Origin of the sequence: Xanthomonas sp. NCPPB 3005 (genome assembly GCF_041228095.2) — a bacterium.
In the GTDB taxonomy this organism is placed as follows: domain Bacteria; phylum Pseudomonadota; class Gammaproteobacteria; order Xanthomonadales; family Xanthomonadaceae; genus Xanthomonas_A; species Xanthomonas_A bonasiae.
Genome location: NZ_CP166096.2, coordinates 2392419 through 2416973 on the forward strand (window position 1 = coordinate 2392419; position 24555 = coordinate 2416973).

At 69.6% G+C, this 24555-nt stretch carries 19 protein-coding genes; 6 read left to right on the forward strand and 13 right to left on the reverse strand.

All coding sequences use genetic code 11. From position 1 onward, the window contains the following. Positions 1–85: 85 nt before the first annotated feature. The 4 genes from AB8810_RS10305 to AB8810_RS10320 are packed head-to-tail and all read left to right on the forward strand — an operon-like array spanning position 86 to position 4941. Positions 86–2161 (forward strand): hypothetical protein, encoded by a 2076-nt coding sequence (locus tag AB8810_RS10305; RefSeq protein ID WP_369916422.1) that lies wholly within the window; start codon positions 86–88, stop codon positions 2159–2161. After that, entirely contained in the window at positions 2158–2877 is a 720-nt protein-coding gene (locus AB8810_RS10310) for a DUF3142 domain-containing protein (RefSeq protein ID WP_369916423.1), read from the forward strand. Before AB8810_RS10305 ends, AB8810_RS10310 begins: the two co-directional genes overlap by 4 nt. A 46-nt stretch (positions 2878–2923) precedes the next feature. Continuing rightward, the gene (pdxY, locus tag AB8810_RS10315; protein WP_369916424.1) at positions 2924–3832 is read left to right on the forward strand and encodes a pyridoxal kinase; all 909 of its coding nucleotides are present in this window, start codon (positions 2924–2926) and stop codon (positions 3830–3832) included. Further along, the gene (locus AB8810_RS10320) at positions 3829–4941 is read left to right on the forward strand and encodes a prephenate dehydrogenase (protein ID WP_369916425.1); all 1113 of its coding nucleotides are present in this window, start codon (positions 3829–3831) and stop codon (positions 4939–4941) included. The genes pdxY and AB8810_RS10320 overlap by 4 nt, the downstream gene beginning before the upstream one ends. A 362-nt stretch (positions 4942–5303) precedes the next feature. On the opposite strand, the gene AB8810_RS10325 is transcribed toward AB8810_RS10320, so the two are convergent. The 5 genes from AB8810_RS10325 to AB8810_RS10345 all read right to left on the reverse strand — a co-directional run bounded on the left by AB8810_RS10325 (position 5304) and on the right by AB8810_RS10345 (position 9846). Then, complete coding sequence (locus AB8810_RS10325) at positions 5304–5516, reverse strand: hypothetical protein (protein WP_179565151.1); 213 nt, start codon at positions 5514–5516, stop codon at positions 5304–5306. A 124-nt stretch (positions 5517–5640) separates the two neighbouring features. Next, on the reverse strand, positions 5641–7407 hold the full coding sequence (locus tag AB8810_RS10330) for an ABC transporter transmembrane domain-containing protein (protein ID WP_369916426.1): 1767 nt from the start codon (positions 7405–7407) through the stop codon (positions 5641–5643). Next, on the reverse strand, positions 7404–7997 hold the full coding sequence (locus AB8810_RS10335) for a YigZ family protein (protein WP_369916427.1): 594 nt from the start codon (positions 7995–7997) through the stop codon (positions 7404–7406). The genes AB8810_RS10330 and AB8810_RS10335 overlap by 4 nt, the downstream gene beginning before the upstream one ends. Positions 7998–8143: 146 nt before the next feature. After that, the gene (locus tag AB8810_RS10340) at positions 8144–9295 is read right to left on the reverse strand and encodes a hypothetical protein (RefSeq protein ID WP_369916428.1); all 1152 of its coding nucleotides are present in this window, start codon (positions 9293–9295) and stop codon (positions 8144–8146) included. Then, complete coding sequence (locus AB8810_RS10345; RefSeq protein ID WP_179565137.1) at positions 9292–9846, reverse strand: RNA polymerase sigma factor; 555 nt, start codon at positions 9844–9846, stop codon at positions 9292–9294. The genes AB8810_RS10340 and AB8810_RS10345 overlap by 4 nt, the downstream gene beginning before the upstream one ends. 214 nt (positions 9847–10060) lie before the next feature. Between AB8810_RS10345 and AB8810_RS10350 the strand changes: the two genes are divergently transcribed. Then, the gene (locus tag AB8810_RS10350; RefSeq protein WP_191824058.1) at positions 10061–12937 is read left to right on the forward strand and encodes an EAL domain-containing protein; all 2877 of its coding nucleotides are present in this window, start codon (positions 10061–10063) and stop codon (positions 12935–12937) included. A gap of 170 nt (positions 12938–13107) precedes the next feature. Here the strand turns inward: AB8810_RS10350 and AB8810_RS10355 are convergent, their stop codons facing one another. The 7 genes from AB8810_RS10355 to AB8810_RS10385 all read right to left on the reverse strand — a co-directional run bounded on the left by AB8810_RS10355 (position 13108) and on the right by AB8810_RS10385 (position 22429). Further along, positions 13108–13323 carry a hypothetical protein gene (locus AB8810_RS10355; RefSeq protein WP_369916429.1) on the reverse strand — a complete coding sequence of 72 codons (216 nt, stop codon included), beginning with the start codon at positions 13321–13323 and terminating at the stop codon, positions 13108–13110. A 275-nt stretch (positions 13324–13598) separates the two neighbouring features. Then, complete coding sequence (locus AB8810_RS10360) at positions 13599–14192, reverse strand: TIGR00730 family Rossman fold protein (protein WP_369916430.1); 594 nt, start codon at positions 14190–14192, stop codon at positions 13599–13601. Between the two features lie 228 nt (positions 14193–14420). After that, a complete protein-coding gene (lpdA, locus tag AB8810_RS10365) occupies positions 14421–15857 on the reverse strand; it encodes a dihydrolipoyl dehydrogenase (RefSeq protein ID WP_369916431.1) in 1437 nt (478 codons plus the stop codon). 150 nt (positions 15858–16007) lie between these two features. Beyond that, positions 16008–17222, reverse strand: coding sequence for a dihydrolipoyllysine-residue succinyltransferase (gene sucB / locus AB8810_RS10370; protein WP_206228845.1), 1215 nt, complete (start codon positions 17220–17222; stop codon positions 16008–16010). A gap of 42 nt (positions 17223–17264) precedes the next feature. Continuing rightward, positions 17265–20090 carry a 2-oxoglutarate dehydrogenase E1 component gene (locus AB8810_RS10375; RefSeq protein ID WP_179565127.1) on the reverse strand — a complete coding sequence of 942 codons (2826 nt, stop codon included), beginning with the start codon at positions 20088–20090 and terminating at the stop codon, positions 17265–17267. Positions 20091–20271: 181 nt separating this feature from the next. Then, positions 20272–21180, reverse strand: coding sequence for a GNAT family N-acetyltransferase (locus AB8810_RS10380; protein ID WP_369916432.1), 909 nt, complete (start codon positions 21178–21180; stop codon positions 20272–20274). Between the two features lie 10 nt (positions 21181–21190). Then, positions 21191–22429, reverse strand: a complete 1239-nt coding sequence (locus AB8810_RS10385) for a JmjC domain-containing protein (protein WP_369916433.1) — start codon at positions 22427–22429, stop codon at positions 21191–21193. A 237-nt stretch (positions 22430–22666) separates the two neighbouring features. Here AB8810_RS10385 and AB8810_RS10390 point away from each other — a divergent pair, with 237 nt between their 5' ends. Further along, a complete protein-coding gene (locus AB8810_RS10390; RefSeq protein ID WP_369916434.1) occupies positions 22667–23848 on the forward strand; it encodes an OmpA family protein in 1182 nt (393 codons plus the stop codon). Between the two features lie 37 nt (positions 23849–23885). Here the strand turns inward: AB8810_RS10390 and AB8810_RS10395 are convergent, their stop codons facing one another. After that, on the reverse strand, positions 23886–24524 hold the full coding sequence (locus AB8810_RS10395; RefSeq protein WP_369916435.1) for a DUF3060 domain-containing protein: 639 nt from the start codon (positions 24522–24524) through the stop codon (positions 23886–23888). Between the last annotated feature and the right edge of the window lie 31 nt (positions 24525–24555).

Here is a 24555-nt window from a genome sequence, read left to right on the forward strand (position 1 = left end):
GCGCCGCGTCACCCTGCGTGGCGCAGTCCGGCATGCGAACATGCCGCTACGCCGATCGCGGCGCATCTGGAGTGCAGGGTTCGCCATGGACATCGGCCGTTCCGTTGTTGCCCGCCTTGCCGCGCTGCTGCTGTGCGCTTGCTTTGCCGCACCCGCGCTCGCCAGTTCCGATGCCGGTTGCGACTCCAGCCTGCTGCTGGATTTCGGCGACTACAGCGGATGCCAGAACACCGTGGCGCTGGCGCCGGGCAGCGATACCCGTGTCAATCTGCTGCTGTTGATGCGCGATGGCGCCGCGCCGGCGGTGGCGCCTGCCAGCCCGCTCGAACCGGCGTTCACCTGGGAGGCGGCGGTGCAGGCGCTGCAACCGCCGGCGACCGATCAGGCCGCTGCTGCCGACGGGATGCTCGACGGCGAGGCGAACCGCTGCAACAGCAATGCGCGCGGCGGCAGCGAGTTCAACGAGGCGCTGAACGCGAACGCGCGCGTGCCGGCGGCGGAAAAAGCGCGCTTGGTCCAGGCGCGGCCGGCGCAGTGCCCGGACCAGCAAATCGCTGCGCCCGACGGCGTGTCGTCGGCCGCAGGCAGGGAATTCGCGCAGTACCTGCAGGCCGCCAGCGCGTTCTATGCCGGCGCCTTCGACGTATCCACGCGTGGCTTCGACGCGCTGGCCAAGGCGGCCGACCCCTGGATTCGCGAGACGGCGCACTACATGTTGGGGCGGGTCGCGCTCAACGCGGCGCAGGTCGATGGCTTCGACGAGTACGGCGTGCAGCGCGATCCACCGCAGTTCGACCAGGCTGCGTTGGCGCGCGCCGAGCGGGGGTTCGCCGCGTACCTGCACGACTATCCGCAAGGACGCTACGCCGTATCTGCACGCGGATTGCTGCGGCGGGTGTACTGGCTCGGTGGCGACACGCCGAAGCTGGCCGCCGAATACGAACGCTTGCTGCGCCTGCCCGCGGCGCAGCGCGGCCTGTCGGACCAGGAGCTGGCCCAGGAAATCGACAACAAGCTGCTGGCCAGCGCCGCTCCCGCGGCGCTGACCACGCCGCTGTTGCTGGCCGTGGCCGATCTCAAGGCGATGCGCTCGGGCGATGGCAGCGATGGCCACGGACTGTCGCCGGCCGCGCTGGAGGCGCAGCGGCCGCGCTTTGCCGGCGAGCCGGACCTGTTCGCGCTGCTGCTGTCCAGCTACCAGTACTACGTGGCGCGGTCGCCGGCGCAGGCGCTGCGCCTGCTGGATGCCGGCAAGGGACCGGCCAAGCGCGGCAGCGTGGCCTTCGCCGCCGCCATGCTCCAGGGCTTGGCGCTGGAGGACACCGGGGCGCCGGACCTGGCGGCCTACTGGCGGCGTCTGCTGGACAGTGCCGAGCCGGCGTTGCAGCAACCGCTGGTGCAGCTGGCGCTGGCGCGGCGCCTGGAGCGCGACCGTGCGCTCGACCAGGCGTTCGCCGCGGATTCTCCGATCGTCAACCAAGCCATCCGCGACCAGTTGCTGATCTACGCCGCCGGTGCCGACCTGCTGCGGCGTCGCGCGACGGCGACGGACGTGCCGGCGCACGAGCGCGAACTGGCCGCCTTCGTGTTGCTGTACAAGGAACTGTCGCGCGGCCAGGCCAAGGCCTTCCTGCAGGATCGCGTGCTGCTTGCCGACGTGCCGCACGACACCAGCGATCCCCGGCCCGGTCCTTACTGGTTGCCGCAGTCGTCGCCGCCGCTGGCGGTGTTCTCCGGCCCGTTCGAGCAGGGCGAGGATGCGTGTCCGGCGATCGAAGCGGTGGCAAAGACCTTGGCCTCCGCCCCCGCCGACGCCCATGCGCAGTTGTGCGTGGCCGAGTTCGTCCGGGTCATGAACTGGGATCACTTGCCGATCAACCTGCCACCGTCGGCCACCGAGCTCGGCGGAGCGCCGTCGCAGTTTCCCGGTCCCGCATATTTCCGTTTGCCGGTCTACCAGCGCGTCATCGATGCCGCGGATGTGCCTGCCAACGACAAGGCGTATGCGCTGTATCGCGCCATCAACTGCTACGCGCCCAGCGGGAACAACGGTTGCGGCGGCAAGGACGTGCCGGTGAGCGAGCGCAAGCGTTGGTTCCAGCGCCTGAAACGGGAGTTTCCGTCAACGGCCTGGGCGCAGGACCTGAAGTACTACTGGTGAGCGGCGCCATGCCCGGGCGCTGCGCCGTGCTGTTGGCGCTGTGCATGTCGATGGGCGCGGCGATCGCCGCACCGGTGGATGCGCGCCGCTACGATGCGTTCTGGCTCTGGGCCGGGGTGCGGCCGCAGCCGGTGCTGGCCAATGCGCGCCGCGTGTACCTGCTGCAGGCCGAGGTGCCGCTGGACGCCGGCGTGCCGGCACGACTGGTGGCGCAACGCGCCGCGCTGCCGCAGCTGCGCCACTGCCAGGTGTGGATGGTGTTGCGGGTGGAACGCATCGACTGGACGCCGGCATTGTTCGAGGCGGTCCTGGTGCAGCTGCAGCGCTGGCATGCGGCCGGCAACGACGTGGTCGGCCTGCAGATCGATTTCGATGCCGGTACCCGCCACCTCGCGCAGTACGTGGCGTTCCTGCGCACGCTGCGTGCGCGCTTGCCGGCCGGCTACCAACTCGGCATCACCGGCCTGCTGGACTGGAGCGTCAACGGCCGCGCCGAGGCACTGGCCGGATTGCGCGGCGTGGTCGACGAGGTGGTGCTGCAGATCTACCAGGGACGCGCGGTGATCCCCGACTATCCGGTCTATGTCGCCCGGCTCGGCAGGCTGCGGGTGCCGTTCCGCATCGGCCTGCTGCAGGATGGCGACTGGCAGCCGCCGCAGGGCCTGCAGGACAATCCGTGGTTCCGCGGCTACGTGGTGTTCCTGCGCAACCGCTGAGCGGTGCCGGTACGCCGCCGTCGCTGCCGCGGCCTAGAATGTGCGGATGAACGCATCCACTGCCAGCCATCTCGTCCACGGCCGTCGCCAGCGTCCGGATGGACCGTCGCCGATCGACGTGATCTCGGTACAGTCGCAATTGGTCTACGGCCACGCCGGCAACAGCGCGGCGGTGCCGCCGTTGCGCGCGCTGGGCCTGCGCGTGGCCGAAGTCCCCACGACCTTGCTCAGCAACGCGCCGTTCTACGACACCTTGCGTGGCAAGGTGCTGCCGTCGGACTGGTTCGCCGATCTGCTGCTCGGCGCCAGCGAGCGCGGCTTGCCGCAGCGTGCGCGCATGGTGGTGTCCGGCTATTTCGGCAGCGTCGGCAACGGCACTGCGTTCGCCGACTGGCTCGACGCCACGCTGCCGCAGTGCCCGTCGCTGCGCTACTGCCTGGATCCGGTGATCGGCGATACGCATACCGGACCCTATGTCGAGCCGGGCTTGGAAGTGGTGTTCGCCGAACGCCTGTTGCCGCATGCGTGGCTGGTCACGCCGAATGCGTTCGAACTTGGCCGCCTGACCGGCCTGCCGGCGTTGGCGCAGGACGATGCCATCGCCGCGGCGCGCGTGCTGCTGGCGCGCGGGCCGCAGTGGGTGTTGGCGCACAGCGTCAGCGGCGACGCAGGCCAGCTGGTGACCCTGGCGGTGAGCCGCGAGGCGGTCTACCGCTGGTGCTCGCCGCTGTTGCCGGTGGATGTGGCCGGCACCGGCGACGTGCTGATGGCGCTGCTGGTCGCGTTCCTGCTGCGCGGCGACGCGTTCGAGCTGGCGATCGGCCGTGCCATCGCCGGCGTGCATGCGGCGCTGGAAGCGACCCTGGCCAGCGGCTACGAGGAACTGGACGTGCTCGCCGCCGCGCCCGCGGCGCTGGCCACGCCGCTGCGCTTCGCCGCCGAGCGCCTGGCGTGAGCCTGCGCCCGGTCGTCGGCATCGTCGGCAGCGCCGGCGCCTATGGCCGCTGGCTGAGTCGGTTCTTCCGCGAGCGCATGCAGCTGGAGGTGGTCGGCCACGATCCGGCCGATCCGCAGTCGCTGGATCCCGATGCCGTGCTGCAGCGCGCGCAGGTGCTGATCTTCTCCGCGCCGATCCGGCACACGCCGGCGCTGATCGGCGACTACGTGCGCCGCGCCGCCGGGCGCGAACGCGAGCAGCTGTGGCTGGACGTGACCTCGGTCAAGCGCGAGCCGGTGGCGGCGATGCTGGCGTCGCAGGCGGAAGTGGCCGGGCTGCATCCGATGACCGCGCCGCCGAAGTCGCCCACGCTCAAGGGCCGCGTGCTGGTGGTGTGCGAAGCGCGGTTGGCGCGCTGGAGCGAGTGGCTGCAACAGCTGTGCACGGCGCTGGAGGCCGAATGCGTGCGCAGCACACCCGATCACCACGACCAGGTGATGGCGTTGGTGCAGGCGATGGTGCACGCCAGCCACCTGGCCCAGACCGGCGTGTTGCGCACGCACGCGCCGACGCTGGGGCCGCTGGAGGCATTGATGCCATACCGTTCGGCCTCGTTCGAACTGGATACCGCGATCATCGCGCGCATCCTGGCGTTGAATCCGGCGATCTACGAAGACATCCAGTTCGGCAATCCGCATGTCGGCGGCGTGCTCGACGGCTTGATCGCGCAACTGTCGCGGTTGCGCGACCAGGTGAGCCGTGGCGACGATGCGGCGCGCGCGCAATTCCGCGCCGATTTCCTCGACGCCAATCGCCAGGCGCTGGGCGCGGCGGCGATCGCGCACGGCAACTACAGCTACGAACGCGTCGGCTATCTGCTCGCGGATCTGACCGAGCAATTGACGCTCAGCGTCTATCTGCCCGAAGACCGCGCCGGCTCGCTGCGGAGCTTGCTGTACGTGTTCGAGCGCCACGGCGTCAGCCTGGCCTCGATCCATTCCTCGCGCACGCCGGCCGGCGAACTGCATTTCCGCATCGGCTTCGACCCGGCCACCGTGGCGACGGCATTGGACGCCGCGGCAGCGGAGATCGATGCCAGCGGCATCGGCCGGGTGTTGCCGCGCTAGTCCGGTGCAAACGGCCACCCTGTAGGAGCGGCTTCAGCCGCGACAGGCAGTGCGATCAAGCGATCGGGTGTGGTCGGCGGGCAGCATGTTGCGCATGCATGTCCGTGTCCAGATAGTCACGGTCGCGGCTGAAGCCGCTCCTACAAGGGGTAGAGAGAACACACTGTTGCTGCAGCCGCACTTCATCCACAGGCAGTGTGGATGGAATGCGCGCAAACATGTGGATAAGTGTCTGCGCGCCTTGCTGGGCGGGCGTGTCAAGAGGCTTGGTCAATAATTGACCACTGGCCCGTCGCGCGTACCGCGCGCGAGGCGGACAGATCGCACTGCCGCTCGTCGTCGCTACGCGGCAGCGCGCGCGCTCACACCGCGGTCAGGGTCAGTTCGCCGCCGGTGGTGGTGAACTGCTGGCCGCGGCGGATCAGTTTGCGCCCGTCGGCCAGTTCGTAGCGCAGCGCCGGCGTGGACGGCGCGTCGTGCTGCGCCTGCTGCTGATGCTGGACTTCGTCCTGGAACTCGGTGATCAGATAGGCCTCGCCGTCGGGGCCGAGGGCGGGCAGCTGGCGAAAGGACATGGCATGTCTCCTGAAGGCGATTCGTCGAACCGGATTGCGCCGGAAACGCTGCCGGCGCCTTGCGCCGCCGCCGTTGCGTGGGGCGCAGCGGGACCGTAGTCCCGCCAGTGTTAGCACGGCGTGCTCAGTCGATGAATTGCAGCCGTGCCAGTTCCGCGTACAGGCCGCCCTGCGCCAGCAGCTCGGCATGGGTGCCCTGGGCGACGATGCGGCCGTGGTCCATCACCACGATGCGGTCGGCCTTGAGCACCGTTGCCAGGCGGTGCGCGATGACCAAGGTGGTGCGCCCGGCCATCAGGCGTTCCAGCGCCTGCTGCACGGCATGTTCGCTCTGTGCGTCGAGCGCGCTGGTGGCTTCGTCCAGCAGCAGGATCGGCGCGTCCTTGAGCAGGGCGCGGGCGATGGCGATGCGCTGCTGCTGGCCGCCGGACAGGCGCGCGCCGCGCTCGCCCAGTTCGCTGGCGTAGCCGTCCGGCAACTGGCGGATGAAGGTGTCGGCTTCGGCGGCGCGCGCCGCCGCCTCGACCTCGGCGTCGCTGGCCGTGAGCCGGCCGTAGCGGATGTTGTCGGCGGCGCTGGCCGCGAACAGGGTCGGATGCTGCGGCACCAGGCCGATGCCTTCGCGCAGCTGCGCCGGATCCAGTTCGCGCAGGTCGGCGCCGTCCACCCGCACCGTGCCCGATTGCGGATCGTGGAAGCGCAGCAGCAGCGACAGCACGGTGCTCTTGCCGGCGCCGGAGGGACCGACCAGGGCCACGCTCTCGCCGGGCCGCACGTGCAGGTCGAAGCCGTCCAGCGCCGGATGGTCGGGGCGCTGCGGATAGCGGAACACCACGTTGTCGAAGCGCACCTCGCCGCGCAGCGGCTGCGGCAGCGCCCGCGGCTGTGCCGGCGCCAGCACCTCGGGGCGTTCGGCGAACAGTTCGGCGATGCGGCCCATGCCGCCGGCCGCGCGCTGCAGGTCGTTCCAGACTTCGGCCAGCGAAGCCACCGAGCCGCCGCCGAACATCGCGTACAGCACGAACTGGCCGAGCGCGCCGGCACTCAGTTCGCCGGCCGCCACTTCGTGCGCGCCGGACCACAGCACCAGCACGATCGCGCCGAACACCAGCACGATCGCCACCGCGGTGATCAGCGCCTGCGCGCGCACCCGGCGCCGCGCCACGTCCACCGACAGCGCAAGCGCCTGGCCGAAGCGGCCGCGCTCGTAGGGTTCGCGCGCATGTGCCTGCACCGTGCGCACCGCGCCCAGGGTTTCGGCGGCCAGCGTGTTGGCGTCGGCGACGCGGTCCTGGCTGGCGCGCGAGATCTTCTGCAGGCGGCGCGCGCCGAGCACGATCGGCAACACCGCCAGCGGGATGCCCAGCAGCGCGTAGGCGGCCAGGTGCGGGCTGGTCACGAACAGCATCACGATGCTGCCGATCACCGTGACCGTGCTGCGCAGCGCCACCGACATGGTGCTGCCGATCACCCCGCGCAGCAGTTCGCTGTCGGCCGACAGCCGCGACACCAGCTCGCCGCTGCGGTTGCGGTCGTGGAAGCCGGCGTGCAGGCCGATCAGGTGCGCATACAGGCGCCCACGCAGGTCGGCGACGACCTTCTCGCCCAGCAGCGACACGAAGTAGAAGCGCAGCGCGGTGGCGATCGCCAGCACCACCGACACCGTGAACAGCAGCGCGAAGGACTGGTTGATCCTGCTGCCGTCGCTGAAACCGTGGTCGATCATCTGCCGGACCGCCACCGGCAGGCTCAGCGTCGCGCTGGAGGACACCGCCAGCGCCAGCAGCCAGGCGCCGAACAGGCCGCGCTGGCGCTGCACGAACGGCCACAGGGTGCGCAGGCTGCCGAGTTTGCGCAGCGACTTGGCCTGGTCGGCCGACGGATCGTTCATGCGGGGGAGGTTTCCGAACAGCGGACCCTGTTCCGAGTGGCGTCGCGCAGCCGCGTTTTCAAGGCGTCCACACGATCGCTGGGCAGGCGCAGGTGCAGTTCGGCGCCGTCGGCGTCGAAGCGTTCATCGAGTTTTTCGGCGGCGCAGGCGCTCAGCGCCGCGTGCACGGTGCCCAGATCGTCGAAGCCGCAGTGCAGGGTGATCAGGCTCAAGGCCAGCAGCGGCTGCCGCGGCGCCAGGCGCAGGCACTCGGCGGCGGTGCCGCCGTAGGCGCGGACCAGGCCGCCGGCACCGAGCTTGATGCCGCCGTACCAGCGCGTGACCACCACCACCACGCGGTCGAAGCCCTGGCCGTCGATCGCCGCCAGGATCGGGCGGCCGGCGGTGCCGGCCGGTTCGCCGTCGTCGCTGGAGCGGTAGTCGTCGCCGTGGCGGTAGGCCCAGCAGTTGTGGGTGGCATCGGCCACCGCGACCCGCTGCACGAACGCCAGCGCCGCGCCGGCGTCGGCGATCGGCGCCGCCTGCGCCACAAAGCGGCTGTGCTTGATGTCCACGCTGTGGCTGACGAGGTGGGGAAGCGTATCGGGCATCGGCGCCATTCTAGACGAGGCGCTGTGGTCAGCTGCGGTTGACTGCGGTTCGGCGGCAACGTGCAGCCGGATGCCTGCGCTGCGCACGGCCGCGACGTGGCGCGCACCGGCGACGGCGCGCATCGTCTTCGATCGCGCAAGGCGATTCAGTCGTCGAGCAGGTCGCGCAGGTCGTCGGGGATGCGTGCGTGCGGATGCTCGCGTTGGAAGCGCTGCAAGCTGGCGTGCGCGGCGGCCTGCTCGCCGGCGTCGCGGCGCTCGCGGATGCGCGCCAGCCAGCGTCGCGGCGACAGGCGCGCGTCGCTCTCCGCCGCTGCCGCAAGCGCCGGATCGGTGCCGGAGGCGCGCGCGGATGCCGCCAACGCTGCGGTGTCCGCCGCGACCGGTGCGGCCGGCATCGCGGCTGGTGCCGGTGCCGGCGCCGCGCTGAGGTTGCCTTCGACGCGCGCGGCGTATCCCTCCGCTTCCTGTGCCTGTGCGCTTGCCGCGTCGCTGCCGTCGCGCTCGGCGAGGTCTGCGCTGCGTTGCTGCAGCATGCGCCGGTCTTCGCGCTGCATGGCATTCGCCTCGCGCATGCGCGCCGCCGGCTTCGCCAGCGCCTGCGGTGCCTGCGCGGGAGGCGTCAGCGCTTTTGCCGGGGCCGGCGGCGCGGGCGGTGCGGGAGGCGAGACCACGATCGGCGCCGGCTCGGCCGCAACCGGGGCCTCCGCGGGTGCTGCCGATGGTGCGGGCGCGGCGCGCATCGAGTCGAGATCGTTCGTTGCCGGCACCTGCTGCGGCGCGGACGCTGGCGGCGCCGGCGCCGGCGCGTCGGTGGGCGCGGTTGCCGCGCCGGACGCGACCGCCGCGTCTTCGGCGCCGGCCGACTGGGCGGCAATGGTGCGCTCGGCCGCCGCTTCGGAAGCGGCTGGTGCAGGAGCGACCGCGTCGGGAGCGACCGGCGCGGCCACCGGCGGTGTCGGGGTGCGCAGCTGCCAGGCGATGCCGACGGCCAGGGTCAACGATGCCGCCAGCCCGGTCCAGGCCGGCCAGCGCGCGCGGCGCTGCGGGGCCGTGCCGGAACGGGCATGGTCCGCTGGCGCTGGCGCGGTTGCGCTCGCAACGGGTATCTGCGCCGCTGCCGGCTCGGCGTCGGCGCTGCGCGGCTGCGCGGAAGCGGTCGGCGCAGACGCCACCGCGGCACGCGCCGCGGCCAGGATCGCGGCGTCCAGCGCCGCCGACGGCGACGCCTGCCGGCCCAGCCGCAGGCGTTCGGCGAGGGCGCGTTCTTCCGGCGTCAGCGGTTCGTCGGCACTCATCCGCCCAGCCTCGCGCGCAATTTGTCCATCGCATAGCGCAGCCGCGACTTCACCGTCTCGCGGCCGACGCCGGTGATCTGTGCGATCTCCTCCAGGCTCAGTTCCTGTTCCAGGCGCAGCAGCAGCACTTCGCGTTGATCCTCCGGCAAGTCGTCGAGCGCCAGTTGCAGTTGGCGCCGCTGTTCGAACGCGGACAGCTGCCGCTCCGGCGTGTCCGGGTCCGGCACGCTGGCGGTCCGCAGTTCGGCATCGGCCGGCGCGGCCGGGCGGTGCTTGGCCGCGCGCCAGTGGTCGCCGAGCCGATTGTGGGCGATGCGCAGCAGCCAGGTGCTGAATGCGGCCTGCGGTTGCCAGCCCTGGCGTGCGGCGATGACCCGCTGCCACACGTCCTGGAACATTTCCTCGGCCAGCGCCACGTCGCGCAGCTGGCGCAGCAGGTAGTGATAGAGGCGGCCGCGGTGGCGCGCGTACAGGGTCTCGAACGCGCCGGCGTCGCCGGCCGCATAGGCCAGCATCAGGGTTTCGTCGCTCGTTTCGACCAGGGCGTCCACGGCGGCAAGCCTAAGCGTTCGCCGGCCCGGCGCATAGCGTGGCGTGAGGGTGGTGACGGCGGGCGGGGGCGGAATGGCAGCAGGCATCGTAGACAGTGAACGCGCCAGCGGCGCGCATGGGGTCATCGCGCGTGCGCCTGTTCACGTAAAAGGTATGCTGGCGTCTAAGGGGGAGGCGTGGGGCGGGTCCTACGTCATGCAGGAGTTGTTGTCGATGTTGTTTGAGCCGTCCGCGATCGACCGCCAGGATCACCCCGACGGCCCCGCTTCCATGCAGACCGCGGTTGCCTTGTGCGGCTTGCTGCCGCCCGGTAGCGACGTGGCCATCGCATGCGGCGACGGCACCGTCGGCGGACGCGTGTTCGGCGCCACGCCGGATGCGCCGGCATGGCTGCCGACGCTGGTCCGGCGGTGTCTCGCCGAGACCGTGCCGGCGCCTGCGCAGGCCTTGCTGCACGTGCTGAAGACGCCCGAGGGCGCCTGCGTGGCCGTGGCCGCCCGGCTGCAGCAGCCGCTGTCCGAGCCGCAGCGCGCCGCCTGGTGCGAGATGGCGGCCGCGTTCGGCCTGGCGCTGCTGGAAACCGAGCGCATGCGCGCGCGCATCGAGGGCCTGGAGAAGTCCAAGCAGCTGCAGCAGGCGCTGTACGAGATCGCCGACCTGGCCGGTGCGGATCTGGAAATGGGGCAGATGCTGCAGCACGTGCATTCGGTGCTGGACTCGCTGATGTACGCGGAGAACTGCTACATCGTCGAATACGACGAAGACCAGCAGAGCATGCGCTTCCTGTATTTCTCCGACCGGCACGACGATTTCGTCGCCGATCCGGAACGGCTGTACTACCAACGCGACATGCCCAACAGCCTGACCTTCGCCCTGCTGCGCCACGGCCAGGCGGTGCGCGGGCCGTCGCCGCAGGTGCGCGACCGCCTGCGGGTGGACTACGACGCCCTGCATGGCCCGGACAGCAAGGATTGGCTCGGCGTGCCGATGCTGCGCGAGGGCCGCGTCTGCGGCGCGATCGTGGTGCAGAACTACGACCGTGCGTTGCACTACACCGATGCCGACCGCGCGCTGCTGGCGTACGTCGCCCAGCACGTGCTGACCGCGATGGACCGGCGCCATGCGCAAGTGCAGCTGGAGCGGCGCGTGCAGTTGCGCACCCAGGAACTGCAGCGCGCCAACCACGACCTGCAGGACGAGATCCAGGAGCGCAAGCGCGCCGAAACCCTGCAACTGGCCTTGTTCCGCATCGCCGAGCTGGCGATCCGCTCGGAGAGCCTGCAACAGTTCTACGCCGAGGTGCATGCCATCGTCGGCGGGCTGATCGATGCGCGCAATCTGTACATCGCGCTGCTGTCCGACGACGCCAAGATGCTGGAGTTCGTCTACTCGGTGGACGAGCACAGCCCGCGGCGCCCGCTGCGGCGGCGGGGCAGGGGCCTGACCGAGTACGTGATGCGCAAGCGCCGGCCGATGCTGCTGGAACTGGCGGAGATAGAAGCGCTGGTCGCGCAGGGCGAAGTGCAGGAATACGGCACGCGGTCGCACAGCTGGCTGGGCGTGCCGCTGTTCGACGAGGGCGAGGTGGTCGGCGCGATCGTGGTGCAGAGCTATACCACGCAGGTGCGTTTCACCGAATACGACCAGCGCCTGCTGACCTTCGTCGCGCACAACGTCGGCGGCGGCCTGGCGCGGCAGCGCGCGCAGGAACGGCTGCGGCTGGCGCATGCCGAATTGGAGCAGCGGGTGGCCGAGCGCACCCGCGAACTCGCCGAGGTCAACCAGCAGTTGCTGGCGCAGATCGCCGAGCGCTGGCGTGCCGAGCAGCGGTTGACCCATCAGGCGCTGCACGACGCGCTGACCGGCCTGCCGAACCGCTCGCACCTGCTGGACCGGCTCGGCGAAGCGATCAACCGCGCGCGCAACGGCGACGGCATGGCGTTCGCGGTGCTGTTCCTGGACCTGGACCGGTTCAAGCTGGTCAACGACAGCATCGGCCACGCCGCCGGCGACGACATGCTGGTGGAGGTGGCCAAGCGCATCGTCTCCACGCTGCGCAGCGACGATGTGGTCGCGCGCCTGGGCGGTGACGAGTTCGCGATCCTGGTCAGCTGCGAAGAGGGACTGGAAGGCGTGCGCGAGTTGGCGCAGCGCCTGCTCGGCGTGCTCGGCCAGCCGATGTGGGTGGCCGGCCGCGAGCTGTTCCCGTCCGGGAGCCTGGGCATCGCCGCCTGGCACCCGCGCTACCGCAGCGGCGAGGAACTGCTGCGCGACGCGGACGCGGCGATGTACCGGGCCAAGGCGCAGACCCAGGACCGCTGCGCGGTGTTCGACGAGGAAATGCGCGAGGCGGCGCTGCGCAGCCTGGACCTGGAGGCGGACCTGCGGCGGGCGATCAAAAGCGGCGACTTCGAGCCGTTCTACCAGCCGATCGTGCGCCTGATCGATGGCGAAGTGGTCGGCCACGAGGCGCTGCTGCGCTGGCGCCACGAGAGCCGCGGTCTGCTGGTGCCCAGCCAGTTCATCGATCTGGGCGAGGACAGCGGGCTGATCGAGCAGGTGGACTGGCTGCTGTACGAGCAGGTGATCCAGCGTCTGGCGCGAAGCGGCACCGGTTATGTGTCGGTCAACGTCTCGCCGCGGCATTTCCGTTCGCCGGACTTCACCGAGCGGCTGTTCGGCCTGATCGATACTGCTGGCGCGGATCCGCGGCGGCTGCGGGTGGAGATCACGGAGGTGGCGCTGCTCGACGATGCGCCGCGCACGTTGACGATCCTGCAGGCGCTGCGCGAGCGCGGGGTGTTGGCGCAGTTGGACGATTTCGGCACGGGGTTTTCGGCGCTGTCGTATCTGCACCGGTTTCCGATCTCGGCGTTGAAGATCGATCAGAGTTTCGTCGCCGGTCTGCATGGCGAAAGCGGTGCGGGCAGTTATGCGCTGGTGCGCAGCATTCTGGCGTTGGCCAGTACGCTGGGTATCGAGACGATCGGCGAGGGCATCGAGACCGAGCAGCAGTTGGATACGCTGCGTGAGCTGGGTTGCGACTATGGGCAGGGGTATCTGTTGGGGCGGCCTGCGCAGCACGATTGATGGCGCGTACGTAAGTGCACGCGTGCGTGCGTTGGTTTGGTTTGGGTGGGTTTGGAGAGAAGCAAGAAGCAAAAGCTTTCGCGCTTTGGCGCGAGTCACTTTTCTTTGCTCGTGCAAAGAAAAGTAACCAAAAGAAAGCACGCCCTGCCTTGCGCCTTCCGCGCTGCGCGCTACAGGTCCGCGTCCATGACGGGGATTCGCGGAAGGGGCATCCTGCCCCTGCCGCGAACGGCGCACATCCATGTGCGCCGCCCTTCGGGTTTTTCCCCGCCATGGCCGCCGCTGCGGAAGGGAACTCGGTAAATCAAAAGCAACAGCAACAGCAACGGCAACGGCAGCAACAGCAGCAACAGCAGCAACAGCAACAGCAACAGCAACAGCAGCAACAGCGGCTAGCCCGGCTGAAGCCCCTTGTGGGAGCGACTTCAGTCGCGACGACCGTAGTGGGGAATCTGCAGGCTTCGATTCGGTCGGCTCGGGGCTGAGGCCCGTCCACAGCGCGCCGACCGGCGCTCCGAAGTCCCTGTAGGAGCGGCTTCAGCCGCGACAGACATCGCCCGCATGCGGCGGACTGTGCGGCTTCTCGGGACTGAAACCTCTGCCGGCGATGCAGGGCGCGTTGCCACGCGCCCTGGGAGCGGCTGGTTAAGAGCAGTGGGTTTCAGCGCAACGTGTTGCGGCGCTTTTCGTCGATCCACTTCGACGCCTGCGCCGGGGTGTAGTCGTGCATCCAGGCCAGCATCGTGTCGATGTCGTCACCGTACCACAGGTCGGCACGCTGGTCCGGGTGCAGGAAGCGTTCGGCGACCATGCGGTCGATCATGCCGATCAGCGGGGCGTAGAACGCTTCCACGTCCAGGAATGCGCAGGGCTTGTTGCCGATGCCGAGCTGGCGCCAGGTCAGCATCTCGAAGATCTCTTCCATCGTGCCGAAGCCGCCGGGCAGGGCGATGAAGCCGTCGGACAGGTCGAACATGCGCGACTTGCGCTCGTGCATCGAGCCGACGATTTCCAGTTCGGTGAGGCCGCAGTGCGCCACTTCCCAGTCGGCCAGCTGCTTGGGGATCACCCCGGTGACCTGGCCGCCGGCGGCGAGCACCGCGTTGGCCACGGTGCCCATCAGCCCGACGTTGCCGCCGCCGTAGACCAGGCGCAGGCCCTGCTCGGCGATGCGCGTGCCCAGCGCGGTGGCGCGCTCGGCGTAGGCGGGTTTGTTGCCGGCGTTGGAACCACAATAGACGCAGATGCTTTTCATGGGATTGGGGATTCGGGATTGGGGATTCGAAAAAGCGGGGTGTTGCATGCGTGAGCGTTCACGGTGCTGGGAGCAGGACAAGCGTCGTGGGTCGACTGATTCAGTATTTTGCGGTTATCCGCAAAGCACAACGCCGGGCTTTCGCCCGGCGCTATGCCATTGCCGGAACGATGCGGGATGGGGCCGCCGCTTTTGCGAATCCCCAATCCCGACTCCCGATTCCCGGCTTTAATTGGCCTTGTGGATGGCCCGCTTGCTCACCGCCATCGCGGCGTCGTGGATCGCTTCGGACAGAGTCGGGTGGGCGTGGCAGATGCGTGCCAGGTCGTCGGCCGAGCCGTTGAACTCCATCGCCAGCACGCCTTCGTGGACCAGTTCGGAGACGCCGACGCCGACCAGGTGCAGGCCGAGCACGCGGTCGGTCTCGGCATGCGCGATGACCTTGACGAAGCCGGCCGGCTCGCCCATCGCCACCGCGCGGCCGATCGCCGCGAACGGGAAGCTGCCGGTCTTGTACGGCACCTCCTCGGCCTTGAGCTGCTGCTCGGTCTTGCCGACCCAGGCGATTTCCGGCTCGGTGTAGATGACCCACGGAATCGTGTCGAAGTTGACGTGGCCGGGCAGGCCGGCGATCAGTTCGGCGACCGCGATGCCTTCCTCGAAGCCCTTGTGCGCCAGCATCGGCCCGCGCACGCAGTCGCCGATCGCCCACACGCCGTCGACGCCGGTGTGGCAATGCGCATCGACCTCGATCTGGCCGCGCTCGTTGACCTTGACCCCGGTACCTTCGGCCAGCAGGCCCTTGGTCGCGGCGCGGCGGCCCACGGCCACCAGCAGCTTGTCCACGGTCAGGCTCTTCTCGCCTTCGCCATCGGTATAGGTGACGACGACTTCCTGCTTCTTGCCCTTGCCGGTGACCTCGGTCTTGGAGACCTTGGCGCCCAGCTTGATGTCCAGGCCCTGCTTCTTGAATTCCTTCAGCGCGGTCTTGGCCACTTCGGCATCGGCCAGGGCCAGGAAGTCCGGCAGCGCCTCGAGAATGGTGACCTCGGCGCCCAGGCGCTTCCACACGCTGCCCAGTTCCAGGCCGATCACGCCGGCGCCGATCACCGCCAGGCGCTTGGGCACTTCGCTGAAGTCGAGCGCGCCGACGTTGTCGACGATGGTGGCGCCGTCGAACTTGGCGAACGGCAGTTCGATCGAATCCGAACCGGCGGCGAGGATCACGTTGGTGCCCTTGAGCTCGACGACGCTGCCGTCGTGCTGCTTGACCTTGACCACGTTGCCCGCCTGCAGCTCGCCGAAGCCGTAATACGGGGTGATCTTGTTCGCCTTGAACAGCATCGCGATGCCGCCGGTGAACTGTTTGACGATCTTGTCCTTGCGCCCGACCATCGCCTCGACGTCGATCTTGGCGTCCTTGAAGCTGATGCCGTGCTCGCCGAACAGATGGCCCATGTTCCAGAACTGGCGCGAGGAATCCAGCAGCGCCTTGGACGGGATGCAGCCCACGCGCAGGCAGGTGCCGCCGAGGGCGGGCTTGCCGTCCTTGCCCAGCGCCGCATCGATGCAGGCGACCTTCATGCCCAGCTGTGCGGCGCGGATTGCAGCGTGATAACCGGCCGGACCGGCACCGATGACGACGACGTCGAATTGTTCGCTCATTTCATTTGCTCACACGGGAATGGGGAAGAGGGAATGGGGAATCGCAAAAAGCGCATGCGCCTGCCGCCTCCCATCCAGGTCCAGGCGGGAACAGGGCGGGGAAGTGGGCGCTTGTCCCATTCCCCGCTCTCCATTCCCGTTTCCCGGCTCTTACAGACCGAACAGCATCCGGCCCGGGTTTTCCAGCTGGTTCTTGATGTCGACCAGGAACTGCACCGAGTCCTTGCCGTCGATGATGCGGTGGTCGTAGGACAGCGCCAGGAACATCATCGGCGCGATCACGACCTGGCCGTTCTCGGCGATCGGACGCTCCTTGATCGCGTGCATGCCCAGGATCGCGCTCTGCGGCGGGTTGATGATCGGGGTCGACAGCAGCGAGCCGAAGGTGCCGCCGTTGGTCACGGTGAAGGTGCCGCCCTGCAGTTCTTCCAGGCTCAGCTTGCCGTCGCGCGCCTTCTTGGCGTAGTCGGCGATGCCCTTCTCGATGTCGGCGAACGACTGCCGCTCGACGTTGCGCAGCACCGGCGTGACCAGGCCCTTCTCGGTCGAGACCGCGATCGAGATGTCGCTGTAGCCGTGATAGATGATGTCTTCGCCGTCGATCGAGGCGTTGACCAGCGGGAAGCGCTGCAGCGCGTTGGCGGCGGCCTTGACGAAGAAGCTCATGAAGCCGAGCTTGATGCCGTGGGCCTTCTGGAACTCGTCCTGCAGCTCCTTGCGCGCGGCCGAGACCTTGGCCAGGTTGACCTCGTTGAAGGTGGTCAGCATCGCGGTCGAGTTCTTCGACTGCATCAGGCGCTCGGCGATGCGCTTGCGCACGCGGGTCATCGCCACGCGCTCTTCCGGACGCGCGCCGGCAGCCTTGCCGGCGCCGCCGTTCTTGGCGTAGTTGAGGATGTCTTCCTTGGTCACCGCGCCGCGGCGGCCGGTGCCGTCGACCTGGGCCGGATCCACGCCCTCGGTGATCGCCGAGAAACGTGCGCCCGGGGGCAGGCTGGAGACGTCGCCGGCGGCCTTGGCCGATTCGACCTTGGCGGCCTTCGGCGCTTCGGCAGCGGCGGCCTTCGGCGCCTCCGCCTTCGGTGCGTCGGCGACCTTGGCCTCGGCCGGAGCCGCGGCGGCGGTCGCGCCTTCCTCGATGATCGCCAGGATCTGCGAGCTGGTCACGGTGGCGCCGGCCTCGAACTTGATCTCCTTCAGTACGCCGTCGACCGGGGAGGGCACTTCCAATACGACCTTGTCGGTCTCCAAGTCCACCAGGTTCTCGTCGCGCTTGACCGCGTCGCCGGCTTTCTTGTGCCAGCTGGCGATGGTGGCATCGGATACGGATTCGGGCAGTACCGGAACTTTGACTTCGGTGGCCATTGCAGAGGGCGTCCTAGTGGGTCTTTTGAAGGGGAAGGAGGTTTATTCAGCGACTTGGTCGTTGAACGGATTCAATAGCGCGTCGGCGACCAGCTTCAGCTGCTCTTCCAGATGCTCGGCGAAATGGCCGGCAGCGGGAGACGGCGAGCGCGGGCGGCCGGCGTAGTGCAGGCTTTGCCCGTCGGCCAGGCAGGCCTGCAGGTGGTGCTTGATCTGGTACCAGGCGCCCTGGTTCTGCGGTTCTTCCTGGCACCAGACCAGGTCGGTGGCGTTGCCGTAGCGCTTCAGCTCCGCGGCCAGCAGCTCGCGCGGGAACGGGTACAGCTGCTCCACGCGCAGGAGGGCGACGTCGTCCTGGCCACGCTTGGTCTGATCCTCGAGCAGGTCGTAGTAGACCTTGCCCGAGCAGGCCACGACGCGCTTGACCTGCTTCGGATCGGCCTTCGCATCCGGGATCAGGTGCTGGAACTCGCCGTCGGCCAGTTCCTCCAGCGTCGACACCGCCAGCTTGTGGCGCAGCAGCGACTTGGGCGTCATCACCACCAGCGGCTTGCGCGTGGTCATGCGCATCTGCCGGCGGATCATGTGGAAGCACTGCGCCGGCGTGGTCGGCACGCAGACCAGCATGTTCTCCAGCGCGCACAGCTGCAGGAAGCGCTCCAGGCGCGCGGAGCTGTGCTCCGGGCCTTGGCCTTCGTAGCCGTGCGGCAGGAACAGCGACAGCCCGCTGATGCGGCCCCACTTGGCTTCGCCGGCGGCGATGAACTGGTCGATCACCACCTGCGCGCCGTTGGCGAAGTCGCCGAACTGCGCTTCCCAGATGCACAGCGCATTGGGGTCGGTGGTCGAGTAGCCGTACTCGAAGCCCATCACCGCTTCCTCGCTGAGCAGCGAGTCGATCACGGTGGCGTCTTCCGGGTTCTCGACCAGCTGGCGCAGCGGCAGGTAGTAGCTGTCGGTCTTCTGGTCGTGCAGGATCGCGTGACGGTGGAAGAACGTGCCGCGGCCGGCGTCCTGGCCGACCAGGCGCAGCTTGTGGCCCTCGCCGAGCAGGGTGGCGTAGGCCAGGTTCTCGGCGAAGCCCCAGTCGCCCGGCAGGTCGCCGGCGGCCATCTTCACGCGGTCGTCGTAGATCTTGGCCACGCGCGGATGCAGCTCCACGCCGGCCGGGATCGTGGTGATGATCTTGGCCAGCTGGTCCAGGGTCTTGCGCTTGACCGTGGTGTCGACCTTGTCGGCGAGCTTGCCGGACAGGTAGTTGCTCCAGTCGATGGCGAACTCGTCCGGCTTGCGGGTCGCCAGCTCGGTGGTGTATTCGCCCGAATCGAGCTTGTTGCGGTAGCTGTCGACCAGCGCCTGCGCCTCGCCCGACTGGATCACGCCCTCGCTTTCCAGCTGCGCGGCATACAGTTCGCGGGTGGTCTTGTGCTTGCGGATGGTCTGGTACATCACCGGCTGCGTCGCCGCCGGCTCGTCGGCCTCGTTGTGGCCCCAGCGGCGGTAGCAGACCAGGTCGATGACCACGTCCTTCTTGAACTGCTGGCGGAAGTCGTAGGCCAGGTTGGCCACGAACGCCACCGCGTCCGGATCGTCGCCGTTCACATGGAACACCGGCGCGCCGATCATCTTCGCCACATCGGTGCAGTACAGCGTGGAGCGGGCGTCGTCGCGGGCGCTGGTGGTGAAGCCGATCTGGTTGTTGATGACGATATGCACGGTGCCGCCGACCGCGAAGCCGCGCGCCTGCGACATCTGGAACAGCTCCATCACCACGCCCTGGCCGGCGAACGCGGCATCGCCGTGGATCACCACCGGCAGTACCGTCTTGCGCGCGGCGTCGCCGTAGCGCTCCTGGCGCGAACGCACGCTGCCGACCACGACCGGGTCGACGATTTCCAGGTGCGAGGGATTGAACGCCAGCGCCAGGTGCACCGAATTGCCGTCGGCCACCGCCACGTCGGCGGAGAAGCCCATGTGGTACTTGACGTCGCCGGTGTGGGCGCGGTCGTCGTGGGCGTGCTCGAACTTGCCTTCGAACTCGTCGAACAGCTTGCGCGGGTTCTTGCCCAGGGTGTTGACCAGCACGTTGAGGCGGCCGCGGTGGGCCATGCCGACCACGATGTCCTTGACCGCATCGGCGCCGGCGCGGCGCACCACCACGTCCATCATCGGGATCAGCGCATCGCCGCCTTCCAGCGAGAAGCGCTTCTGGCCGACGTACTTGGTGTGCAGGTAGCGCTCCAGGCCTTCGGCGGCGGTGATCCGCTCCAGCGTGCGGCGGCGGCTGTCGGCGTCGCCGGCGATGTTGCCGCCGGCGTTCTCCAGCCGCTGGTAGATCCACTGGCGCTGCTCGAATTCGGGGATGTGCATGAATTCGCTGCCGATCGACCCGGTGTAGGTCGCCTTCAGCCGCGCCAGCAGGTCGCGCAGCTTCATCCGCGGCTGGCCGCCGAGGCCGCCGGTGCTGAACTCGCTGCCCAGGTCGCTTTCCGACAGGCTGTGGAACGGCAGGCCCAGGTCCGGCGGATTGATCGGCGGGGTCAGCCCCAGCGGATCGAGCCGGGCGCCGAGGTGGCCGCGCGAGCGGTAGGCGGTGATCAGCCGGCCGACGTGGCGTTCGCGCTCGTCGCCGCCAGGGCTGGTGCCGCTGTTGGCGGCCTGGCGCGCTGCGCTGGCGATGTGCGCGATGACCGCCGAGTGGGGAACGTCACCGGCGTCGCGGCCCTGGAAGCCGTCGAAGTAGGTCTTCCACTTGGGGTCGATGCTGTCGGGAGAGACCAGGTACTGCTCGTACAGGTCTTCGATATAGGCGGCATTGCCGCCGGCGAGTTGCGATGACTGCGCAAACTGCTTTAGGAGATTGTCCACGATGGTGGGGTCGGGTCGCTTTGTGGGTTGGCTTGCGGTTGGAACCGGCGGACGCGTGGCCTGCGCGGGCGTAATCAAGCGAAAAAATTATACCCCCATGCGCAAGCCGGGGTGTGCATTTCGGATACACAGGGGCTACGCAGGGTTCATTCATTGCGTCATCGGCGGCGGCGGCGCGGCGCTACCAGCCCAGCGCGCGCAGCTCGGTGCAGTCGCGCGAGCGCTCCCAGACCCGCGCGAACGCCTCGCGCAGCTGGCGCGCGCGGCCGCCGCCGAGCAGGTCGGTCTCGCCGTCGTAACGGTGACCCAGCGCACGGAAGTAGTAGCCGCCGCCGTCGTTGACCAGGTACGCGGCGGCATAGCCCTGGTCGACCGGATCGACCACTTCGCGGAAGCGGAACACGCTGGGCAGGCGTTGCGCCAGGGCCAGCAACGGCGCGGCGGCGCGCTGCGGGGCGGCCGCATCGTGCAGCAGCACGCGCACCTGCTTGTCGTGCGCGGCCACCGCGAAGCGGCGCAGTTGCGCGAGCAGCGGCGCGCTGTCCAGCAGGCCCGGATCCAGTGCGCGGCTGTAGATCAGCACCTGGCGCCGCGCCTGCGCGACCAGCGCGGCGCTGGCCGCGATCGCCGCGGCCGCATCCTCCACTGCGGCCGCGCCGCCGAGCAGCCGTTGCATCGGCTGCCGTTCGCCGCCAGCGTCGGCGCCGCGCGCGCCGGCCGGCAGGAAGCCGTGCCGTGCGTAGAAATCGAGCGTAGCCGGCGGCGCCTGCAGCTCCAGGCGCGGCCAGCCCCGGCGCTGCGCTTCCTCGATCAACGCGGCCAGCAGCGCGCTGCCGACGCCGCGACCGCGCCAAGCCGGCAGCACCGCCACGCAGCCGATGCGCTGCTCGGGGCCAAGCCGTGCGCTGCCGAGCGGCCGGCCGTCGTCGGCGCGGGCCAGCACGTGGTAGCTCAGCGCATCCAGCGCCTGCTCGGCCGCATCCGCATCCGCAGGCGTCGACAGGCCGGCCTGCTCGCGCAGCGCGCGCAGTTCTCCGGCCTGGCGGGCCGGGTCGAGCGTTTCGATGCGGAAGCCTGGGGCGGCGGGCATGGCGGGCGGCTCAGTCGTGCGCGTCGGCATCCTCGTCGCCGTGCTCGCTCTCGTCCAGCGGCTGGTAGAAGCCGGCTTCGACCAGCTGCAACAAGGTTTCGCGGCCGGCGGCGGATAGCGCCACGTAGTCGCCGCCGTCGAGGTGCTCGGCCGCGGCCAGGCGCCGCGCGTCCTTGATCGGCAGGGCGAATTCCAGGCCGCTGCAGAACAGGGTGGCGCCGCGCGTGGCCCGGCGCCAGGCCGGCCGCGCCCACGGGTGGCGCTGCAGGACCAGGCCCTGGTCCAGCGCCGCGGCCACTTCCTGCGGCGCCGGCGGGTTGGCCGGCGGCAGGATCTCGCCGGCGGCGCGATAGGTGGTGATGAAGCGGCCGAACCAGGCGCCGAGGCGGTCGGGATCGTTCATGCGCAACGCGTTCAGCGCCTCGACCACGCGGCCCATCGCCGCCGCATCGATCTCGTACGGATCGGTCGGCACCTGCAGATCCTCGTCGTGGTAGCGCAGCGCCTCGTCGGCGCCGTCGATCAGGGTGTCCAGGTAGTCGCCGATCAGTTCGGCCGAGGACGGCGCGCGGGTGCCCACCGAGAAGGTCAGGCAGGCGTCTTCGGCCACGCCGTGGTGCGGCACCAGCGGCGGCAGGTACAGCATGTCGCCGGGGCCGAGCACCCAGTCGTGGGTGGGGCTGAAGCGGCGCAGCAGCTTCAGCTCGACGTCCTCGCGGAAGTCGGTCGGCGCCGCCGCGCGGCCCATCGACGCGCTGGCGTCGATCTGCCAGCGGCGGTGGCCGTGCGCCTGCAGCAGGAACACGTCGTAGTGGTCCACGTGCGCGCCGACCGAGCCGCCGGGGGCGGCGAAGCTGACCATCACGTCGTCCACGCGCCAGCGCGGCAGGAAACGGAACTGCTCGAGCAGGGCGCGGATGTCCGGGTCCCATTTGTCCACGTCCTGCACCAGCAGGGTCCAGTCGTGGTCGGGCATGCCGGGAAATTCGCTTTCCTGGAACGGCCCGCTGCGCACGCTCCAGCGGTCGTTTGCGCGGTCGTGCACGATCAGCCGCGACAGCGCGGCCTCTTCGCAGGCCAGGCCGGCCAGATCGCCCGGCTCGATCGGCGAGACGAAGCCCGGGAAGGCGTTGCGGATCAGCAGCGGGCGCTTGTGCCAGTAGTCGCGCAGGAAGCGCGCGGCGGGCATGCCCAGCGGCAGTTGCCGGGTGGCGTCGATTTCGATCGGGAACGAGGCGGGTTTGTTCATGGGCAGGTGGTCCGGCAGGGGCGAGGCCGACGTGGAGGCCGGCGATGGCCGCCATTGTCGCCCAGCCCGCCGCACGCTGCGTTGTCCGTGCGCATGGCGGCGGCTGCGGCGGCGTGCTTGCGGGCGCGGCGGGCGCCGTGCCCATGCCGTCGCGGTTCGCCCGCCGGCGCGACGCCGGTTTGACAAGCGGCCTGCGCGCAAGCTGAAGTGCGCGCCTCAGGACCAGGAGGGAAGGGAATGCGTTCACTGCCGATCTTGCTGTCGTCGTTGTTGTTGGCAGGGTGTGGGGCCGCGGACATGCCGGGTACGCCGTCCGCGCCGGCAGCTGCCGCGGCCAAGGCCTCCGCCCCGCCCGACACCACGGCCGCCGCTGCGACGGACGTGCCGGAGTTTCCGGCCATTCCGCTGATCGTGGTCCCGGAAATCCTCGGGGTGACGCCTGCGCAGCGTGCGCTGGAAGCGTCGATGAAGGGCGCGCTGGATCCGATCCAGGGCGTCAGCATCGCGCCGGCGCGCTGCGGTACCGATGGCGTGCTGGTCAACGATGCCGGCATCACCGGCGTCGATGCGCAGGGCAATCTGCTGCGCAACGGCGCGGACGGCCTGTTCAAGATCAACGCCGACGGCAGCGGCACGGCCAACTTCGAAGGCGGCCTGGTCCAGGTCAACGCCGACGGCAGCGGCACCATCAACGGCACGGTCGGCGACGGCGAGGACGCGATCGTGCGGGTGCAGGCGGATGGATCGGGCAGCTACAACGGCCCGGCCGGCCTGATCACGCTGGACGGCAGGGGCGCAGGCACCTGGAACGGCGGCAGCGGCCTGATCCAGAACAATGGCGACGGCAGCGGCACCTGGAACGGCCCTGAAGGCCTGGTGACCATCAATGCCGACGGTTCCGGCACCTGGAACGGCGAGCGCGAAATGATCCGCAACAATGGCGACGGTACCGGCATGATCGGCACGCCCGGGCGCAAGGTGGCGATGGCGCCGCTGCCCAAGGTGCCGCCGGCCGGGCGCTTCCCGCCGTTGCGCAAGTTCGCGCCGCCCGGCGCGCCATGCGGCTATCTGATCACCTTGAACGACCGGGTCCTGTTCGACTTCGACAAGTCGCAGATCCGCGCCGATGCCGCAACGGTGCTCGACACGCTGGCGACCGCGCTCGGCACCGTGCAGGCGCGCGACCTGGAAGTGGGCGGGCATACCGACAGCAAAGGCGGCGACGATTACAACCAGGCCTTGTCCGAACGCCGTGCCGCGGCGGTGCTCGAGGCGCTACGGGCACGCGGACTGGCGCTGACGGCGTCCGCCAAGGGCTACGGCGAATCGCGCCCGGTGGCGCCGAACCAGTTGCAAGGCCAGGACAATCCCGCCGGACGGCAGTTGAACCGGCGCGTGGAGATCTTCGTCAGGACCTGAGCGCGGTGCGCGGCCCGGCCGCGTGGCGTCGGCACGCTCAGTTGCCGGCGATCTGGTTGTCGCGGCCGTAGTCCTGGACCTGCGCCTTGCCGGTTTGCTGGGTGAGCCGGTTCTTGCTGCCGTGCAGGGTCGCCGACCCGATGGCGACCGCGCGCAGCTGGTTATCGTCGCCCGGCACCGCCAACTCCTCGATGCGGCCCATCTGCAGGTTGCCGTGGCGGCCGAACAGCTCGACGCTCTTGGCGTCGCTGCGCATGACCACCTGCGCGTTGTCGCCGACCACGCGCACGCCTTCGGCATGCTCGATCTGCAAGGTGCCGTTCGCGCCCAGCAGCGCGATCGTGCCGCACTGTCCGCGCAGCACGAGACTGGCATCGCGGCCGGTGATGTCCAGGTTGTGGCCGTCGCAGTCGATGGTGCCGCTGGTCGAGGTCACCATCAGCGTCGGACGTTCGCCGTTGGGCTGGTCGCTGGCCTGCGCGTCGCCGGTCGCTTGTGCCGACATGCTGGGGACTGCAGGCACCGGCGCGATCGGTGCCGCGGCCGTGGTGGCGGCGGCAGGCGCGGCCGCCGCAGGTGGGGTCGCAACGGCGGCCTCGGTGCCGGAGGGCGAGGGCTGCTGGGTGCAGGCCGCCAACGCCAGCAACGGCAGGCAGAGAAACAGACTCCGTGTCATCGCATATCTCCTTGTCGGGGTTCGAAGGCAG

Excerpts from the sequence above, each read along its gene's own strand:
- AB8810_RS10305 (WP_369916422.1), top strand. The coding sequence starts at position 86 with ATGGACATCGGCCGTTCCGTTGTTGCCCGCCTTGCCGCGCTGCTGCTG.
- pdxY (WP_369916424.1), top strand. The coding sequence starts at position 2,924 with ATGAACGCATCCACTGCCAGCCATCTCGTCCACGGCCGTCGCCAGCGT.
- AB8810_RS10325 (WP_179565151.1), bottom strand. The coding sequence starts at position 5,516 with ATGTCCTTTCGCCAGCTGCCCGCCCTCGGCCCCGACGGCGAGGCCTAT.
- AB8810_RS10330 (WP_369916426.1), bottom strand. The coding sequence starts at position 7,407 with ATGAACGATCCGTCGGCCGACCAGGCCAAGTCGCTGCGCAAACTCGGC.
- AB8810_RS10335 (WP_369916427.1), bottom strand. The coding sequence starts at position 7,997 with ATGCCCGATACGCTTCCCCACCTCGTCAGCCACAGCGTGGACATCAAG.
- AB8810_RS10340 (WP_369916428.1), bottom strand. The coding sequence starts at position 9,295 with ATGAGTGCCGACGAACCGCTGACGCCGGAAGAACGCGCCCTCGCCGAA.
- AB8810_RS10350 (WP_191824058.1), top strand. The coding sequence starts at position 10,061 with ATGTTGTTTGAGCCGTCCGCGATCGACCGCCAGGATCACCCCGACGGC.
- AB8810_RS10360 (WP_369916430.1), bottom strand. The coding sequence starts at position 14,192 with ATGAAAAGCATCTGCGTCTATTGTGGTTCCAACGCCGGCAACAAACCC.
- lpdA (WP_369916431.1), bottom strand. The coding sequence starts at position 15,857 with ATGAGCGAACAATTCGACGTCGTCGTCATCGGTGCCGGTCCGGCCGGT.
- sucB (WP_206228845.1), bottom strand. The coding sequence starts at position 17,222 with ATGGCCACCGAAGTCAAAGTTCCGGTACTGCCCGAATCCGTATCCGAT.
- AB8810_RS10380 (WP_369916432.1), bottom strand. The coding sequence starts at position 21,180 with ATGCCCGCCGCCCCAGGCTTCCGCATCGAAACGCTCGACCCGGCCCGC.
- AB8810_RS10385 (WP_369916433.1), bottom strand. The coding sequence starts at position 22,429 with ATGAACAAACCCGCCTCGTTCCCGATCGAAATCGACGCCACCCGGCAA.
- AB8810_RS10390 (WP_369916434.1), top strand. The coding sequence starts at position 22,667 with ATGCGTTCACTGCCGATCTTGCTGTCGTCGTTGTTGTTGGCAGGGTGT.
- AB8810_RS10395 (WP_369916435.1), bottom strand. The coding sequence starts at position 24,524 with ATGACACGGAGTCTGTTTCTCTGCCTGCCGTTGCTGGCGTTGGCGGCC.